The following is a 17,644-nucleotide window of genomic DNA, read 5'->3' as shown; positions in this document are numbered from 1 at the left end:
AGTTTATTTAATGGACGTATATTTAGCACGTTACGGGCTTGCAGGGATTTTATGAAATTGGTTGGTGTAGTGACATTACGGGCAGATAGCTGGTGGTGTGGTTGGATCAATCATGATTGGAGATGGGTCACAAATGCCACGAAAACGGAACACGCAACGCCGAATGGAAATTGTTAACGCGGCGTTTCGCTTGTTTGCCGAACAGGGATACGATAACGTCCAGATGAAGGACATTGCGGATACTTGTGATATTAGTAAATCCCTACTACAACACTACTTTCCTAAAAAAATTGTTCTTTTAAGCACGATGTTAAACGAATTGATGCTCAGCACCTTTGTTTATGGTAACGAGCAGTTGACGAGCCTCTCCGCGGAACAGCGGACCATGATCCAGATGGGGTTTTTGTTACGAATGCTGGATGAAAATCCAACCATCGAGCACTTTATTAAAGATGTGTTTGAAAGTCCGGAACTAACGACGGAAATTGTCCTCGTTATTCTGGATTGGCTGGAAGCCATCGGGGTCGACGGGGAAACTTCAACGATTCGGTACGCCACTAATTTTGCCGTATCTGGTGGGATGGCGGTGTTTTTTAAGCGTAAGCTTCTAAGAGCTAGTGTTGAGGGGATTGCAGAGAATATCGATCAAGCCTTCTACTTGTTATTAGGCGAGGATACCCAGAAAATTAATCAGATTTACCTAAGTACGGCCAAGTATTGTACCGACCGTTACTATCAGGAATTTATCACCTACTTGCATGAGCATTCTACGATTAATTTACGGACTGAAATACAAATTTAATATTAAAAGTAACCTAAAAAACTTGTATTCCGTAAAATATACTAGTACACTTTAAAGCGGGGAAATGATAAACGACGCTTACTAATTTAGAGAAACTATGGGGCGGATTATGAAGATTGTATTTGGACATAATTCGACTTTTAGATTGAAAGGGAGACTTGAATATGAATGATGATATGGAATTTTTTAACCGGTTTAGCCACATGTATTTACACGGCTTTAAAAACTTGTCAGATATGTTTGCGGAACCAGCTACGGAACACGGGATTACTTTAGACGAATTTTATATCCTATACGATATCGCGGAAGCGAAGGGTAAGATTCGGTTGATGGATATTGCCGAAAGCCACGGTGTGACCCGTTCCGCAATTTCACGGTTAATTGGTCGCTTACTACGGAAAGACTACTTATACCAAGAAGCCGAAGATCATGATCGCCGGAACAAGGTTTTGAAATTAACACCCGAAGGCGCACGGATCGAACACGAAGTCTTTACTGAATTGTTGCAACGGAACCGCGAATGGCGGCAATCGTTCAACTTAGCTAAGCAGTATCAAACCTTAGACTTAGTTGAAGAATTTATGGACAAGTTTGTTAACGAAAACGCCGGCAAGCAATCCAAAAAAGCCAGTTTTGCTGATTTGAAGCGGGCTGAAGCGTAATATGATTAAAAGTGATTTAGCACTTAAGCTGAATCACTTTTTTTATTGCAATTAGTTAAAGGTGGTGAGGCGAATGGTTTCGGGGGACGTTTCTTGGGGCACGTTACAACGTTAGTGGCAAGGGATCACCAGTAACGACGAACATGAAGGAGCGGATAATCATGAAAAAAGCCTTAGTGGAAGTTGTCGCACTACTAGCCGTTTTAGGTTTTACGGCTAGTCAGGTTAAGTCGAACCAAGCAACGAATAAGTTAGGTTCAGCGGAACGAAAAGTGGAGGCCGTCCGGTTAGGGACCGTCAATAAGCCTAAGTGGACCGCTAAACGGAAGGTGGCCGGGGTGCCACTACAAAAGAATCATCCGGCGGTGCAGTCCAGCGCGGTCAATAAACGGCTGCTGTGACGTTGACGGCTAAAGAGGCTGTGACAAAATCACAGCCTTTTTTGTATCTCCGCACAATTATTGTCGAAACGGGTTTCAAAAGTCACCAGCTAACCAACTTTTGGCACACTCTGTTTTACTGCGCCAACGCCCATAGTTTAAAGTCAATTGAATTACTGATTTATTAATGCTTTAATAAAAATATCAATATATTAATTATCTAAAGGGGTTCTGACACATGCGTAAGGGGATTATCGTCGCGGTCAGCGTGCTAGCAGGCTTATTAGCGGCTTGTGGCAACCAGGGGGCTAACGGTCAGTCTAGTAGTCGTTCGTCTAAGTCGGAAGCGCGGCATTCGGCGATGAAGGTGACTAAACAGTCATCAGCCAAGCAAACAACGGGGACTAAAACAACGGCTAGTAGCGGTAGTCGGACGGCTACCGCTACTTGGGATCAAAAGAAGAGTGACCAGTTAGCAACGTTCATGGTGACCTGGGGCAAAACCATGAAGCAGAGTTATGACAGCTATGGCCCGGGCAATAACACTAACTTTTACGGGTTAAAATACCCGGCCGAATTAAAAAAGAATAACTTAGTGGCGGATGACCATGACGCGACCTTTGCTTGGTCGCCGAGTGGAACCGGTTCGGCCGATTACGAAGTGGTGGGCATTTATTCGGATAGTGAAAACACGGACAACATGTCCGCGCACCTTTACCTGTTTACCATCCATGACGGCTCACCAGTCGTTTTGATCACCCAACAAAACCAGGGTAACGAAGAAAACAAAGTATACTTTAAAACGACGGCTAACAGCGACCTGCGGGACGGCTTTAGTAAAATTGTTGCGGGTCAGGGGACGAGTGTCGTTAGTGACCGTGCGAAAAGCACCACGCCGCAACCGTACAACGTTAGTGCGGCGTGGCAGGGTGACTGGTACGCCGTTGACGATCAGGGGAAGCTGAGTCAGCTCACGTTTACGGAACACGGTATGGTGAGCTCGTACGACGGCGAAAAACCTTATCAGTCCACGTGGTACCTCAATGACGGGAGTGATCCCGACGATCGAGCTAACGTCCATAATCACTGGGACCGAATTGAAAAGACCCCCATTAAAAAGGACGGGACCACGTTAGTCAACGTGCGTGGCTGGAATCAGTCCGCGGGCGCCGGGGCTTACTACGGGATCAAGCAGGAAAAAGTTGACGGTAAACCGGTCACGGTCCTTATTTCCGCGGGTGGGGCCGGTGCTTGGTGCGACGCGACCTATTACCGCACTAAGGCCATGGCTAAACAACAAACTACGACCCAGTTTGACGATATTGATTACGATGCGGATTAAGTGAAATCCGGTGCGTCATTGCCGACTGGAAGGCCCATTTCAGTCCCGTTATTGTCAAAGGACAAAGAGCGCAGGCCCAAAATATAAGGCACCCCAATTACTCAGTTTTCTTTGAGTAATTGGGGTGCCTATATTTTGTGGCAATGGTGCCAAAACGTGTGCCGTTAGTCAATTTATGAGCGACTGGTGGACCAAGTTTTTTCAGCTCGAATTTTAAATTACAAGTTTTCTAACCAAAGATTGATTTAAAAATGGAACTGAAGAAGTTGACGATCGACGTCCAAATTTGTTGTAACAAGTTTTGGTTTTCTTTGGTATTAAGTTTATTAAAGACACCCTTAGCGTTGGATTGGATGTTTTTCATCAATGAACTGGCCTGCGTCTTAAAACTAGAGGAGTTTAACGCCCCGGAATCCCGAATCGTGACTAATAAGTTGATAATTTGTGTTTTTTGATTATTGGTAATGACATTAGTTAAGTTATTATTTGTAATTTGTTGGTTAACGATCGTGGTGATTTCGCTTTTAGTCACGTTGCTGCCCTTTTTGGCCATTTGTTGCTTAGCCCCGGCAACCGCGTTGTTTAACTGGGCGTCGGTGTAACCGTCCTTATTCTTGTTGGCCTTGGTAATCCCACTCAACGTACTTAATTCGTTTTGAGCGGCACTGACCTGCTTCGAATTTAAACTGTTCCCGGTTTTCGCGTAGGCGGCGTAAATACCGGCGAGGGCACCCGAACCATCAATTGGGGTGGCGGACGTAATGTAAATGTTAGCGTCCGTGATCCCGGCGGTTAACGCGGCGTTTTTATACTGGTTGGCCGTGATGGTCGTAATGTTATTACTACCGTTATAATCTAAAATTTTAACGTTGATTCCCGAACCGGAACTGGTCTTTTCAATCATTGCACTAGACCACACGCCCGAACTGCTGGTAAAACTTTCACCGGCGGGATTCAGATATTTAACGAGGGTATCGCCGTTAACGGTTAAGGTTTGATAATTGCTAGTATCGCTTAGCGCGGCCGTTAACGTTTTGATCGTCCCCGCTTTTTGACTGCTGGTTAAGCTACTCCCCAACGTTACGATGGGTTCGTCGCTGGTGTCATCGGCATGGGCGATGGCTTGCCAGCTGAAAAAGCCGAATAATACGGTGGCAACGAGGGCCACCCATTTAAAGTTGAAACTAATTCGTTTCGCCATGTTGATTTCCTCCGCATCTTAACTAATGCGCTTTAATTATAGCAGATTCAGGCTAGTCCGTTGGCGGGAGTGGGCCAAATTTGAGAGAGTCCTAACCATCTTAAGCTATCTTTATCATTTGCGGGGGAACGGGGGGTTCGCTATACTCATGTTAAAAGGGATTGGGAGGCGCTTAGCATGACTAAAAATCGCGTTATCAATAGTTTAAGTTACTTAAGCATTATTTTTTTACCCGTACTATTTCCACTGATCGTGTGGCTGTTAACGGGGAGCAACCCGGACGCACACCGGGCCGCTGGTAAAGCATTCTGGTTACACTTATTACCCGCGGTGATGGGAATTATTTTCGTCATCGTGTTAGGCGTTAGCGGGATGTACATGGATAATTTTGTTAACAGCGGCTGGCTAGCCGTTATCTTAATTGCCGTACTAGCCATTGTCGCGGTCGTGAGCTACCTGTGGTCGATCGTACGCGGTATTCAGTATTTGATTGCGGAGTAGTTGATGGGAGGCTTTTTAAATGGGACAAACGTTAACACCGACCGCCGCGAAAACGGCGATGATGATTCAGTTTTGGCAAACGGGTTACGCACAGACAACGGTTGATGACTTGATGACGGCTAGTCAGTTGTCCCGCGCGCAGTTTTACCGCCAGTACCATGGCAAGGCGGTGGCATTACGCCAGTGCTTACAACTTTACCAGGTAACGGTGGGAGAACAGTTGACCCGCCTGATTGAACGGGACCGTTCCCGGCAAACGCCCCTGTACGCGTTGTTAGCCGACTGCTTATTGTTGCCGTTTCAAAGTGAGCGCTGGCCGGCGGGGTGTTTGATGGTCAACCTAATGGCGGAACTCGGTGCGCGCGATACGGTGTTATTAACGCAACTACAAACCTGCTACGCTGATATTCAGTCGCGGTTAGTGGGCTTGTTGGCACCACGGGCTCAGCAGTTACCGGCGACCGTTGCCGAAATAGCGGCCAGTCTCATGCAGGTCCGCAGCGGGTTGCAACTGTTGGCGAAACAGGCTACGAGCGCGACCCAGTTAAAGCAGCAGGCCCAAATGAGTGTCCGGTTGATTCTAGGGGAGGTGTAAGGATGGTTGCAATTAAAGTCATTCACGGTGACATTACCAAAGTGGCGGTGGACGCCATTGTGAACGCCGCTAACACTAGCTTGTTAGGTGGGGGTGGCGTGGACGGCGCTATTCACCGGGCGGCCGGCCCCGAGTTATTAGCCGAATGCAAAACGTTACACGGTTGCGAGACTGGTGAGGCTAAAATTACTAAGGGTTACCGGTTGCCAGCCAAGTACGTCGTACACACCCCCGGACCGATTTGGCGGGGTGGTCAGCACCACGAGGTGGAACTACTGGCGAACAGTTATCGTAACAGTTTAAACGTCGCTGCGGCCCACGGGTGCCAAACGGTCGCGTTTCCGTCGATCAGTACCGGAATTTACCATTTTCCGTTGGCGATTGCGGCTCCGTTAGCCTTGAAGACGTTACAACAAACGGCCGCCACCACCGCGAGCAGGGTGACGGTGATTCAGATTGTTTGTTTTGATGCCGAAACTTTAAGTGCCTTTAACAAAGCGTTGGCAGCGCTAACGGCCTAATCTTTACCAAAAAATACGTTTGAACGCTACTATCTGGCATAATCGCTTGCTATAATATGACTTAGTTGTCGGTCGTTAGGGAAGGTCGGTAACTTAATCTGCGCCGGTTGTTTAGTTAACCGGGCTTTTAAAAAAGAAAGGAATTCGCTTGTGTTAGATATTTTTAAAGCGGTAATCTTGGGGATCGTTGAAGGGATTACTGAATTCTTACCAATTAGTTCGACTGGTCATTTGGTGTTGGTCGACGAATTTATTAAGATGCAACAGTCCACGCAGTTCACGGATATGTTCAACGTTGTGATTCAGTTGGGGGCCATCATGGCGGTGGTGGTACTGTACTTCCACAAATTAAACCCGTTGTCACCCCGTAAGAACACGACTGAGAAACGTGATACGTGGGTGTTATGGAGTAAGGTGATCCTGGCCGTTATTCCGTCGGTCATCGTGGGGTTACCCCTAAATGACTGGATGGACGCGCATTTGATGAACTGGGGCGTCGTTTCCGCCGCGTTGATCGTTTACGGGATCCTCTTCATCGTCATTGAAAATCATAACAAGGCGTTAACGCCTAAGTTTGCGGACTTAAAGACGCTGCCGTACACGACGGCGCTCTTTATCGGGTGTTTCCAACTCCTATCACTGGTTCCCGGGACTTCCCGTTCTGGGGCGACCATCTTAGGGGCGATTCTGATTGGGACTTCCCGCTACGTCGCAACTGAATTTTCTTTCTTCATGGCGATTCCGACCATGTTCGGGGCGTCACTCCTAAAGTTGGTTAAGTACTTCGCGCACGGCGGTTCCTTAGGCGGACTGCAGGGTGCAGTGTTAGCCGTTGGGGTCATCGTTTCCTTCGTGGTCGCGTACCTGTCCATTCGGTTCTTACTGGATTACATTAAGAAAAACGACTTCAAGGCCTTCGGTTGGTACCGAATCGTACTTGGGGCCATCGTGATTGCCTATTTCGCGTTGATTCACTAGTCATTAATAATTAAAAACGAACGTGCTAAAATTTTAAGGCTCCTAAATTACTCAGTTTCTGTTGAGTAATTTAGGAGCCTTATTTTTAGTAGTCAGGGCGTTGAAAATTGGTTTGTTCCGCTTACCATGAATTAAGCGGCTTGGGGCCATTCACTTAACGAATAAGTTGCCAGGCCAACCGGTTGAAAAATTCAGCAATTAAAAACCCGATGGCAATGACGCCGGCGATGATCACGACTTGCCCTAAGTATTGGTAAGCCACGTTGGGATGACCGGTGACCAGGTTACGAACGACCCGGTAGGACTGGCCACCGGGGACTAACGGAACCAGGCTGGGAATGTTAAAAATGATCATTGGCATCTGTTTATAGTGGGCGGCCATGCCACTCGCAACGCCGATCACGACCGCGGCAATTAGGTTACCGACGGCCAGTTTAACGTCAATACTGGCGGGGAGTAGGTAGTAGAGCAATTCGTAGGTGAACCATCCGGCAGCCCCGACCCAGCCGCTCAGATTAAGGGCGCGGCGGGGGATGTTTAGTAAGACCCCGAAGCCGGCGGTGGCTAGGTAGGCTAGCGCCAATTGTAAAAGGCCGTTTGTTAGTAACCAATGCAGCATGACAGGGAACCCTCCTAGTAGAAAAATGACGTCAAGGCGATGCCGACCCCGATGGCGCACGCGGAGAGGACGGCTTCCACGGCGCGGGCGGGCCCACTGAGTAGGTTGCCCGTCATGGTGTCGCGCACGGCGTTGGTAATGGCTACGCCGGGAACTAAGGGCATCACGGCACCGATAATAATGGCGTCGGGGTGGCAGTTTCCCCGGGTGAGCTCGTAACTGATCAGGGTGATCAGGCCGATGACCAGCGCCCCACCAAACTCACTTAGAAAGCGGATTGAACCTAGTTTGCTGATCCAGTAGTAGGTGGCAAAGCCGAGGGTGCCGGCCAACGTACAAGTTAGTAAGTCGGCCATCGTCGCGTGGCCGGTAAAGGCAATCATGAGGGTGACGCTGACGACCGCCGCGGCGATGGCTAACCAGCTAAACGGAAAGGTCGGGACGGCCCGGTTAACTTGTGCGAGGTGGTCGGCGAACTGGTCCAAGCTGATTTCGTGATGTGCAAAGCGCCTAGAAAGGGTGTTGACCTGGTCCACCTTTTCAAGGTCCATCCCCCGGCGGTGAATTGCCCGCACCTGGCTGGTGGCAGTTTCGGGTAAAGAAACCGTGATCCCGGTCAAGAGCACAAAAATTTGGGCGTCCGGGTAGCCGGCGTTACTTGCGATCCGGTGCATCGTGTCTTCTACCCGTTCGATTTCGGCGCCGTTTTCTAATAAAATCGCCCCGGCTAATAGTGTTGTTTGCAACATAACGGTAGTTTTTGACACCCGGAAGACCTCCCAATTAGAATACGTTTATTTTCTCACGAAAACTGGTGAGCGTCACTAATATTAGAACAGAATGTTTGACGGTGGCCCCCACCCTATGGGTAAAATTAACGTATTCAGGTACATGGACGGCTAACCGTTTGGTGTGCCATGCTTAGGAGGCATTTTAATGACTGCTCTAACGAAACTCACCGATACGTATAGTTTAAATAACGGGACCAAGATCCCCATCGTTGGCTTTGGGACGTGGCAAACCCCCGATGGTCAGGTGGCGTATGATTCCGTTTTAGCCGCGTTAAAGGCGGGGTATCGCCACATTGACACGGCGGCGGCTTACGGTAACGAAGAAAGTGTTGGTAAGGCGATTGCGGACAGTGGTGTTGCCCGAGAAGATCTATTTGTCACGACGAAATTATGGAACGCCGATCACGGTTACGAAGCGGCTAAGGCGGCGTTGGCAACTTCGCTGCAGAAGTTGGGATTGGATTACGTGGACCTGTACTTGATTCACTGGCCGAACCCAGCCGCGATGCGTGATAACTGGGAACAGCTCAACGCGGATACTTGGCGGGCAATGGAAGAAGCCTACGCTAGTCGTAAGGCCCGGGCCATCGGGGTCTCCAACTTCCGGCCCAAACACCTTGACGCCCTCTTGAAGACGGCTAAGGTGGTGCCGGCCGTTAACCAAATCTTCTTAAACCCGAGCGATACTGAAGACGAAGTGGTGGCCTACAACCAGGCCCACGGCATTCTATCCGAAGCTTATAGTCCCCTGGGTACCGGGAAAATCTTTGGTATCCCGGAATTAAAGACGATTGCGGATAAGTACCACAAGAGTGTGGCCCAAGTTGTCTTGCGGTGGTCCCTACAACACGGGTTCTTACCACTGCCTAAGTCGGTGCACGCTGACCGGATTAAGCAAAATACCGAACTGTTTGACTTTGAACTGACGGCTGCCGACATGCAAACCATCGACGGGATGCACGGAGTGGCCGGCCTAGCCAACGATCCGGATACGGTTAACTTCTAAATTTTAAGCTCAATCGCAGACTGATTAAAATAGTGCTTTAAAGCAAAAATGGATTAACTTTGAGTCTGACAGCGTGTCAGACCAGAAGTTAGTCCATTTTTTGATTTAGTAATTAACTTTAAAATTAGTGGGTTGAACCGCGGTGACGACCGGGTGATCCGCAAAGTAGTCGGCAATTAAGACCGTCATGTCGGTCGGTAATTGCCGGTCGATCTTGGCCGTTTGGTACATCGGGTAATTGCCGCCGCCACCGGCCCGGTAATGGTTGAGGGTAACGGTCAGTGACTGGTCGTCCTGGACCGGTTGTCCGTGGTAATCGAGTTGTACGAGGCGCTGGCCGATTGGGCGGGTCAGATCAAACGTGTAGTCGATACCACTGTAAACGTCATAGACGTAGTGCCGTAATTTGGGTCTTAAGAACTCGGGATTAACGATGACCCGGCCGTTTTTAAGCAAGAAGTAACTTGCACACCGTTCTAACGCCCGTTTTAAGTCCGCGCCGGTGATTGTTTCCACCGCAAGTTTGTTCGGATAAACGTAGGAGTTCATGACTTCGCGCATGGTGACGTGTTGCTTAAGTCCCGGAACGTCGTCGTTGAAGAGCGCCGTAGCTGCAATATCGGTCCCGGTAGCGGCCATTTCAACTTGATTAATAAAGTCGATGTACGGGTGGTTGTGTAACCGGGCTTCAAGGTGGTTATGCACTAACATGTCCCCGTTGATTTGACCTAACGGGGTGTCCAGCCAATCTTCCATTTGTTCGTTGATCGGTGAAACGAGGGCCATTAGCTGTGCGTTTGGCTGAGCATACTTTACACTAATAACAGCCGGTTCCCGGTGGGTAATTTGCCGCTGGGGGTTCACTTCTAAGGTGATCACGCCAACGTTTGCGCCTTTCATTCCGGGTTGGGTCACCGGGACCCCGTGAATTTTAACGGCTAGTTTACGGTGCTGATGCCCGGTGATCATGGCGTCGATGCCGGGTACTTCCGCTAGTAAGGCCGAACCGCGGTTTTCCCCGTTTAGACGTTCGGTGGGCGCGTCGGTTTGGGGGTCCCGTTCTAAGCCGCCGTGGTAAGCCACGACCACCACATCTGCCAGTTTGTGAAGTTGCGGAACCCAGCGCTTTGCACAGGCCACCACGTCCTCAAAGTGCAGCCCCGCAATGTTTTTAGGCTGTTCCCAGTGGCTAACGAACTGGGTCGTTAACCCGAGGATGGCGACCTTCACGCCGGCCCGTTCTAGTAGTAAGTATGGTTTCGAAAAGAGGGTCCGGTGCTGGTCATCATGGATGTTGGCCGCTAGCATGGGGTAGTCCCGCGCGGATTCACACAGGTCGAGGTAGTCGAGCCCGTAATTAAATTCGTGGTTACCAAAAACGCCCGCAACGACGTGGTTACAGCGGGCCAGGCGGGAATACAGGGGGGCCGCGGTCCGGTGCCGTTTAGCGATGAAGTAGGTTAACGGTGAGCCCTGAACGTAGTCGCCATTATCAATGACGATTGGCCACACGTCCGCGTCATCCTGCTTAGTGAGTTGTTGAATGACGGTGGCGGCGCGACTAAGGCTAAAGGGCGCGACGTGGTCACGGCGACTATAATCCGTTGGCGCTAAGTAACCGTGCACGTCACTCGTTGAAATTAGTTTAATTTGCATTGCACCTAGGCCTCCAAGTAGTGTTTGTGTTCTATTATAACAATATTCATTACGTTTAACTTATTTCTACGCGTAAACCCCAGAAGTTTTTTATGAATGCGCTGTCAATCGGTGGTCAAGATAGTTAACGGGATAAACGGTCTTCAAACATTTTTCAAAGTTTAGTCTTAAAACGGGTAAATGTATTCGGTATCATTAGATAAAGGCAATTGTAACGATAATCGAATTACGGAGGAGCATGCCATGAAATTTGACAAAGCAACGTTTAAACGAACCCCCGAGTCCGGTTTAACGACCCCGGAAATCGCGGCACGGACGACCCAATTTGGCACTAACGAATTGGTCGCCGCACGCCCGGTTCCCCTATGGCGTAAAATTTGGCAACATATGAGTGACGTGTCGTCACTAGTGTTACTCTTTGCAGTTGGTTTAGCGACCTACTTAGCACTTGCTCAAAACGGGGGCTGGACCAAAACCATCGTGATTGGGACGATCCTAATTATTAACGTCGTCATTGGGTTGTACCAAGAAGCTTCGGCAGAAAAAGCGCTGGCCGCGCTCAAATCGATGAGCCTACCCACCGCAAACGTGCGACGTAACGGGGACGCTCAGACCATTGCGGCAACGGCAATCGTTCCCGGCGACTTAGTATTACTCAAAGCCGGCGACCAAGTCCCTGCCGACGCGGTCGTGTTAGAAGGCAGTAACTTGGCGATTGATGAAGCCGTTTTGACGGGTGAAAGCGAACCGGTTGAAAAGACGGCGTATACTCAGAACACCACTCCGGAAAGCGAGTTAGTGTACGCGGGCACGGCCGTAACGGCAGGAACCGGGCTGATTCAAGTCTTAACGACGGGGATGGCCACGGAGCTCGGCCAAATTGCCGGGTTATTGAATAAGACCAAGCAACGGGCGACGCCGTTACAGGGCCGGTTAAACCGGCTATCTAGTTGGTTAACTAGTTTTGCCGTGTTGGGTGGGATCACTATTTTTGCCCTCAGTGTCTGGGCTCAAAACCAGGGAATCGGGGATAGTTTGATGATTGGGGTCTCACTGGCGGTCGCCGCCGTGCCGGAAACTTTACCAATCATTGTCACCATTAGCCTATCGCACGGAGTTCGACGGATGGCTGACCGCAACGCGATCATGCGGCGGGTCAGTGCCGTGGAGACCATCGGGAGCGTTGACGTGATTGCTTCCGATAAGACTGGGACCCTGACCCAAAACCGGATGACCATTACTAAGTATTGGACACCTGAAAACGGTGCGGAAAAGGCGGATGCGCCCTTGTCGTTCGGGGGGAAACAACTGATGCGTTACTTGGGGTTAGCGACTAACGCTGAAATTAACCACGTTAATGGTGAAGAACAGTCAATTGGTGACGCAACGGAATTAGCGGCCGTGCGGTGGCTAGCAGCCCACCAACTGACGCGGGCGGCCCTGGAAGTGGACGCACCCCGAATTAGTGAAGACCCGTTTGATTCTACGAAAAAAATGATGACCACGGTGCACCGGTTGCCAGACGGACGTCAACTCGTCGTGGTGAAGGGCGCGTGGGACCGGTTGCCGTTTAAAACTGATGAGGACAGTTTAGTGGCAGGCCAAGCGGCGCACGACGCGTTCGGTGAAGCCGCGTTACGGGTGCTCGCCGTTGGTTATAAAATTGTGCCGCAAGACGCCGATAGCAGTGATTGGGCAACGCTCAACGCGGACTTGAACTTAGCCGGCTTGGTGGGGCTGATCGATCCGCCCCGCCCGGAAGTCTTTACCGCTATTAAGGACGCCAAACGGGCCGGCATCATGCCGGTCATGATTACGGGGGACCACTTAGTTACGGCCAGCGCAATTGCGCGTGAAATCGGAATTTTGACCGGGGATTATCGCGCCGTTAGCGGTGAACAGTTACGGGCCCTTTCCGACACGGAACTGGCGGCTCAAATCGAGCAAATTGCGGTGTACGCCCGGGTCTCACCGAGTGATAAGATTCGAATCGTCCAAGCGTGGCAGGGTCGCGGTAAAACCGTGGCCATGACGGGGGACGGTGTGAACGACGCGCCGGCACTCAAGGCGGCCGACGTTGGTATTGCCATGGGGATTACGGGAACGGAAGTTTCGAAGGGCGCGGCCGACATGGTGTTGACCGACGACAACTTCGCAACGATCATTGCGGCGGTCAAGGAGGGCCGGACGGTGTATCAAAATATCATTAAAGCCGTCGAGTTTTTAGTAGGGGTCAACTTTGCGCAGATCTTCTTGATGGTGGGGGCCGTCTTGTTTAGTTGGGGCGCACCGTTACTAGCGGAACAACTTTTGATTATTAACGTCTTGGCTGATGGGATTCCGGGCTTCTTCATTAGCCAGGAACCGGGGGAGCCCGCGGCCATGCAACAGTCGCCGGTCGCAAACGACGAAAGTATTTTAGCCCGGGGCTTGGGTCAGCGCTTGTTGGTCCGGGCGGCCACGTTTACCGTGTTGACGTTGGGAATCTACGCATTCGGACGCTTCGGGTTAACAAATAACCAGGCACCGGTTGGTATGACGATGGTCTTCTTAGTGTTAGCACTGGGTTCGATGATCGACATTTACGCCATTAAGGATCGCCGGTCAATGAGTTGGGCCACCTTTAAACGTAACCCGTTGTTAAATCGCGGGTTAGTGGCGGGAATCTTGGTCGTTCTGGCAATTGCGACGTTGCCGCCATTACGGAACTTCTTCAGCTTAACGGCGCTGCCGGCCCTTGGATGGGGCGTGGTGCTAGTTGGGGTGGTCATCCCAACAATTGTGCTGGAAATTAATAAACGTTGGCAACGCCGGCAACGACCCGTGACCGAGCTGGAAATTGCGGACTAGTAAAAAATGGGCCACGTTTCGGCACCCTTATACGGAAAATAAAGATCGTAAATTACTCAGTTTGGTTTTGAGTAGTTTACGATCTTTAAAGTTTTGGCCTAGTCTCGGGCCAATTTTGGTGTTGTGGTTAAAAAACGGGACGGTTAGCGGGTTTGGAGCGGAGGTCGTCGCAGTTATACGTGGCGAGTTCCGCTAAGCCGTCCTTACTAGCGTCGAAGTAGGCCGTTAACCCTTGTGAGATCATCAGGTTGAGGTCCTTATCGGCATCGAACTGAACGATTAATACGGGGGTCTTTTCGGCAACCGCCGCGCCGACTTCAAACATCGTTCCGGAGTCCGGTTCGTTGGTCGCGCTAGTCATGTCGTAGTCGAGAATGGCGACTAATACGTCGGCCCGGTGAACTTGGCGCATGTCGGAAGCGTAGACGTACTGTTGCCAGGCCCGACTCCCAAACGGTTCCTCTTCAAATTGGTGTTCTTCGGGAATGAAGATGCCGTCGGAATTAATGGTCGGGTTTGCTTGCAGTGCGGCCTTAACTTGTTCAATGCGTTGTTTTTGCGCGTCGTCAAAAAAAGGAGCAGCTAAATAGACGTTATTCATGTAAAGTTTCCTTTCTGGACTGCAGTAATTGATGTGATAAGGATATTCTAGCCGAAAAGCGGGCGGGCTTTCAAGTGTTCTCACGCTTTACTTAGAAATTAAATAGATTATAATTCTATATAATATAATCTTTACACTAGTTTTTCTTGAATTAAATTTGAGACTAGGGTAAATTAAAACATGACTTTGGAGGAATTTAAAATGATTGATAAGCCGTTAACGACGTTTGAACTGGTTCGGTGGGACGACTTACCCACTATGCCGATCTACATGGAGCAATTATTGCAACTCGTAAACCAGATGCTAACGCCGCTGGGGCTACCAGCGGTGACTAAAACGATGGTTAATAGTTACGTGAAACAACACTTTTTTAGTCGGCCGACTGGGCGGCGCTACACGCGTAATCACGTGGTGGCGGTGCTGGTAGTCTCAATTTTAAAAGCAGACTTTGCGTTACCGGTCATTAGCCGGGCGATTTTAAACATTCGCGATTCCCGGCAGGTGGCGGTTCGCTACGCACAGTTTAGTCAAGCGTTCGAGGGAACGTTGCGCGAGGTGCCGCTAGCGGCGCCAAGTGACGCGATGGAGCGCGCGATTCAGTACGCCGCTTGCACGGTAGCGTACCATTTATTAACAGTTCAGACGTTAGGTTAAGTTAGGCAGAGAGAGGAATTGAAAAAATGACGACCCGCAAAAAATGGGGCATTGCGCTGATTACGCTGTTAACGGTCATCGTTATTGGTGTCGCCGGTGGCAGTTTTTATTTATACCACTTTGCGTTTGAGCCGACGCCCAAAGTATTGAACCATAGTTCCAAGAAGAACCACAGTACGTTAAAGACGAACCAGGCTTGGTTAAAACGGGTCAGTAAGCAGACGTGGCACGAAACTTCCGCGACCGACAATTTAAAGCTGGTGGCGGATTACGTGCCGGCCGCCCATAAAACGACTAAAACGATCGTGGTAGCGCACGGTTACATGGGAAATAAAGAACAAATGGCAAGTTACATCCGTTTGTGGCACCGCCAGGGTTACAACGTGTTAGCACCGGACGATCGTGGTAATGGTCAAAGCCAGGGGAACTATTACGGTTTTGGTTGGCCGGACCGCTTGGACTACGTTAAGTGGACTAAGCAAATCATTCGGCGTAACGGGACCAGCAGCCAAATTGGGTTGTTTGGGGTGTCAATGGGTGGCGCGACCGTGATGATGATGAGTGGGGAGCGTCTACCCACCCAGGTCAAGGCCATCGTGGAAGATTGTGGTTACACCAGTGTCAGTGATGAGTTAGGGTACGAGTTAAAGCAACTGTACCACCTACCGAAGTTTCCGCTGTTATACACGGCAAGCTGGGTGGCGGACGCTAAGGCCCACTTTAATTTCCTACACGCCAGTTCGGTTGAGCAGTTGAAGAAGAATAAATTACCAATTTTCTTTATTCACGGTGGAAGTGACACCTTTGTCCCAACTAAGATGGTTTACGAAAACTACCGTGCAACTAGCGTTAAGGATAAACAACTCTGGGTTGTGCCGGGCGCGGCCCACGCCGAGTCGTTTACCTTGCACCCTAAATTGTACGAGCAGAAAGTGGCGGCGTTCATGGCGCAATATTTACAATGACTTAAAGGAGAGTGGGACAAAAGCCGCTCAGTTTGCGAGCATAACGTAAATTAACCGATTATTCCTGGTTTTGGAATAATCGGTTAATTTTTGTTAAGCGGAACAAACTGGCATTTGGCGCACGTTTCGGCACTACAGACAAGAAAAATAAAGCTGAACTTTAACAGTTTTGTCTCAAACTCCTGTTATATCTCCGCACAATTATTGTCGAAACGGGTTTCAAAAGTCAGCGGGCTCCGCTTAGCCCCGTATGCTCACCAGCTAACCGACTTTTGGCACACTCTGTTTAGGTCTAATTAAGCTTTCTTAGCAAACGGGTGGCGCATACTTGGAATGAAGATCAGGACCACGATAAAGTTAAGCAGTAACGACAGCGCGGTAAAAATGAAGACCCCGTTGTAGTCAAACCAGTTGGAAACCACGCCACCAAGGAGCGACCCTAACATGCTGCCCAGCGCTTGAAACGATTGGTTCCAGCTGAAGATGGTCCCGGTCAGGTGCTGGGGCGTATTTTTTGATAACAGGGTCTGGACCGTCGGGAAGAGGGCCCCGTCGGAGATCCCAATCATGAACCGCAGGAGCCCCAGCGTCCAGATGCTGGAAACGAACCCCTGGGGAAAATACATCAGGATGGCGAAGACGAAGCCAAAGACCAGAATTCGGTCGGTACCGCGGGTGTCGCCCAACTGGCCTAACCGCGGCGCGGACAGTAGGGTGGAAATACCGGGCAGCGCGGCGATGATGCCGGCGACCACCGTAATGGGGCCGACGTTGTGCATCAGTTCCTTAACGTAGAGGCTGATGATCGGGGTGATGGAGTTGTTACCCATTTGGATGATCATCGTGGAGACCAGCAGGGTAATGATCAGCGTGGGGTTTTTAAATTGACTTAAGAGGTTCCCAGACTGCTGATCAACCGGCGCAGCGCTGGGATGGTAGTTTTCGTGAACGAGGGTCAGGCTCAGCACGAACACGATCAAAAGTAAGATCCCAGTGATGATAAACGTTAACCGAATGGAAAAGACCTGGGCGAGAACCCCGCCCAGAATGGGACCAATTAGGTTCCCGGACACGTAACCGGTCGTTAAAATTCCAATGGCGGTCCCGCTATTTTCCTTGGGCGTTTCGGTGGCAATTAGGGCGCTGGCGTTAGGAATGTAGCCGGCACACAAACCCTGTAAAAAGCGCAACAGGATCAAGATCCAGACGTTATGGACAAAGCCCATCAGGCCGATAACGATCGCCATGCCGAGTGAAGATCGCAGCAGCATCAGCTTGCGGCCCCGCCGGTCGGCTAATTTCCCCCAGAGTGGTGAAACGATGGCGATCACGAAGAAGGTGACCGCGTACGTTAACCCGCTGTACATGGTCAGCTGGCCCTTCGTAAAGTTGCCCATTTGCCCAACGTACAGTGATAAAAACGGCATGACTTCGGAAAAACCCATCCCCGCAATAAACGTTCCTAACCAGAGGACGGCGAGGTTCCGCCGCCAACCTTCTAGTGCCCCTTTCAAATTTGC

18 protein-coding genes are annotated in these 17,644 nt (G+C 50.2%); 12 read left to right on the top strand and 6 right to left on the bottom strand.

The window, feature by feature from the left end:
- Positions 1 to 133 precede the first annotated feature (133 nt).
- The 4 genes from D1831_RS06140 to D1831_RS06125 all read left to right on the top strand — a co-directional run bounded on the left by D1831_RS06140 (position 134) and on the right by D1831_RS06125 (position 3,186).
- Positions 134 to 802 (top strand): TetR/AcrR family transcriptional regulator, encoded by a 669-nt coding sequence (locus D1831_RS06140; RefSeq protein ID WP_125072049.1) that lies wholly within the window; start codon positions 134 to 136, stop codon positions 800 to 802.
- A 164-nt stretch (positions 803 to 966) separates the two neighbouring features.
- Positions 967 to 1,464 (top strand): MarR family winged helix-turn-helix transcriptional regulator, encoded by a 498-nt coding sequence (locus D1831_RS06135; RefSeq protein WP_125072048.1) that lies wholly within the window; start codon positions 967 to 969, stop codon positions 1,462 to 1,464.
- A 161-nt stretch (positions 1,465 to 1,625) separates the two neighbouring features.
- The gene (locus D1831_RS06130; protein ID WP_125072047.1) at positions 1,626 to 1,865 is read left to right on the top strand and encodes a hypothetical protein; all 240 of its coding nucleotides are present in this window, start codon (positions 1,626 to 1,628) and stop codon (positions 1,863 to 1,865) included.
- Between the two features lie 217 nt (positions 1,866 to 2,082).
- Positions 2,083 to 3,186 (top strand): DUF4767 domain-containing protein, encoded by a 1,104-nt coding sequence (locus tag D1831_RS06125; RefSeq protein ID WP_125072046.1) that lies wholly within the window; start codon positions 2,083 to 2,085, stop codon positions 3,184 to 3,186.
- Positions 3,187 to 3,415: 229 nt separating this feature from the next.
- Here the strand turns inward: D1831_RS06125 and D1831_RS06120 are convergent, their stop codons facing one another.
- Positions 3,416 to 4,387, bottom strand: coding sequence for a DUF1002 domain-containing protein (locus D1831_RS06120; protein WP_125072045.1), 972 nt, complete (start codon positions 4,385 to 4,387; stop codon positions 3,416 to 3,418).
- 177 nt (positions 4,388 to 4,564) lie between these two features.
- On the opposite strand from D1831_RS06120, the gene D1831_RS06115 reads away from it, so the two are divergent.
- From D1831_RS06115 to D1831_RS06100, 4 genes are all read left to right on the top strand, one after another.
- Entirely contained in the window at positions 4,565 to 4,888 is a 324-nt protein-coding gene (locus D1831_RS06115) for a hypothetical protein (protein ID WP_125072044.1), read from the top strand.
- 19 nt (positions 4,889 to 4,907) lie between these two features.
- Positions 4,908 to 5,483 (top strand): TetR/AcrR family transcriptional regulator, encoded by a 576-nt coding sequence (locus D1831_RS06110; protein ID WP_125072043.1) that lies wholly within the window; start codon positions 4,908 to 4,910, stop codon positions 5,481 to 5,483.
- Between the two features lie 2 nt (positions 5,484 to 5,485).
- Entirely contained in the window at positions 5,486 to 6,004 is a 519-nt protein-coding gene (locus D1831_RS06105; RefSeq protein ID WP_125072042.1) for an O-acetyl-ADP-ribose deacetylase, read from the top strand.
- A gap of 150 nt (positions 6,005 to 6,154) precedes the next feature.
- Positions 6,155 to 6,982: an undecaprenyl-diphosphate phosphatase gene (locus tag D1831_RS06100; protein WP_125072041.1), complete on the top strand. Its 828-nt coding sequence runs from the start codon at positions 6,155 to 6,157 to the stop codon at positions 6,980 to 6,982.
- A gap of 154 nt (positions 6,983 to 7,136) precedes the next feature.
- Here the strand turns inward: D1831_RS06100 and D1831_RS06095 are convergent, their stop codons facing one another.
- Both D1831_RS06095 and D1831_RS06090 read right to left on the bottom strand, forming a co-directional pair.
- Positions 7,137 to 7,601 carry a threonine/serine exporter family protein gene (locus D1831_RS06095; protein ID WP_125072040.1) on the bottom strand — a complete coding sequence of 155 codons (465 nt, stop codon included), beginning with the start codon at positions 7,599 to 7,601 and terminating at the stop codon, positions 7,137 to 7,139.
- A 14-nt stretch (positions 7,602 to 7,615) separates the two neighbouring features.
- Positions 7,616 to 8,368, bottom strand: a complete 753-nt coding sequence (locus D1831_RS06090) for a threonine/serine exporter family protein (RefSeq protein ID WP_125072039.1) — start codon at positions 8,366 to 8,368, stop codon at positions 7,616 to 7,618.
- 169 nt (positions 8,369 to 8,537) lie between these two features.
- Between D1831_RS06090 and D1831_RS06085 the strand changes: the two genes are divergently transcribed.
- The gene (locus tag D1831_RS06085; RefSeq protein ID WP_125072038.1) at positions 8,538 to 9,398 is read left to right on the top strand and encodes an aldo/keto reductase; all 861 of its coding nucleotides are present in this window, start codon (positions 8,538 to 8,540) and stop codon (positions 9,396 to 9,398) included.
- Between the two features lie 105 nt (positions 9,399 to 9,503).
- Here the strand turns inward: D1831_RS06085 and D1831_RS06080 are convergent, their stop codons facing one another.
- A complete protein-coding gene (locus tag D1831_RS06080) occupies positions 9,504 to 11,054 on the bottom strand; it encodes a bifunctional metallophosphatase/5'-nucleotidase (protein WP_125072037.1) in 1,551 nt (516 codons plus the stop codon).
- Between the two features lie 243 nt (positions 11,055 to 11,297).
- Between D1831_RS06080 and D1831_RS06075 the strand changes: the two genes are divergently transcribed.
- Positions 11,298 to 13,904, top strand: a complete 2,607-nt coding sequence (locus D1831_RS06075; RefSeq protein WP_125072036.1) for a cation-translocating P-type ATPase — start codon at positions 11,298 to 11,300, stop codon at positions 13,902 to 13,904.
- Between the two features lie 127 nt (positions 13,905 to 14,031).
- Here the strand turns inward: D1831_RS06075 and D1831_RS06070 are convergent, their stop codons facing one another.
- Positions 14,032 to 14,505, bottom strand: coding sequence for a nucleoside 2-deoxyribosyltransferase (locus D1831_RS06070; RefSeq protein ID WP_125072035.1), 474 nt, complete (start codon positions 14,503 to 14,505; stop codon positions 14,032 to 14,034).
- A gap of 201 nt (positions 14,506 to 14,706) precedes the next feature.
- Here D1831_RS06070 and D1831_RS06065 point away from each other — a divergent pair, with 201 nt between their 5' ends.
- Together D1831_RS06065 and D1831_RS06060 are read left to right on the top strand one after the other, a co-directional pair.
- On the top strand, positions 14,707 to 15,159 hold the full coding sequence (locus tag D1831_RS06065) for a DUF1836 domain-containing protein (RefSeq protein ID WP_125072034.1): 453 nt from the start codon (positions 14,707 to 14,709) through the stop codon (positions 15,157 to 15,159).
- Positions 15,160 to 15,185: 26 nt separating this feature from the next.
- On the top strand, positions 15,186 to 16,124 hold the full coding sequence (locus D1831_RS06060; protein ID WP_125072033.1) for an alpha/beta hydrolase: 939 nt from the start codon (positions 15,186 to 15,188) through the stop codon (positions 16,122 to 16,124).
- A gap of 296 nt (positions 16,125 to 16,420) precedes the next feature.
- Here the strand turns inward: D1831_RS06060 and D1831_RS06055 are convergent, their stop codons facing one another.
- On the bottom strand, positions 16,421 to 17,638 hold the full coding sequence (locus D1831_RS06055) for an MFS transporter (protein WP_125072032.1): 1,218 nt from the start codon (positions 17,636 to 17,638) through the stop codon (positions 16,421 to 16,423).
- Between the last annotated feature and the right edge of the window lie 6 nt (positions 17,639 to 17,644).

The organism is Lactiplantibacillus garii (assembly GCF_003885105.1).
Taxonomy (GTDB): Bacteria; Bacillota; Bacilli; order Lactobacillales; family Lactobacillaceae; genus Lactiplantibacillus; species Lactiplantibacillus garii.
Note: the sequence above shows the minus strand (reverse complement) of the source record. Positions and strands in the feature narration are given on the sequence as shown.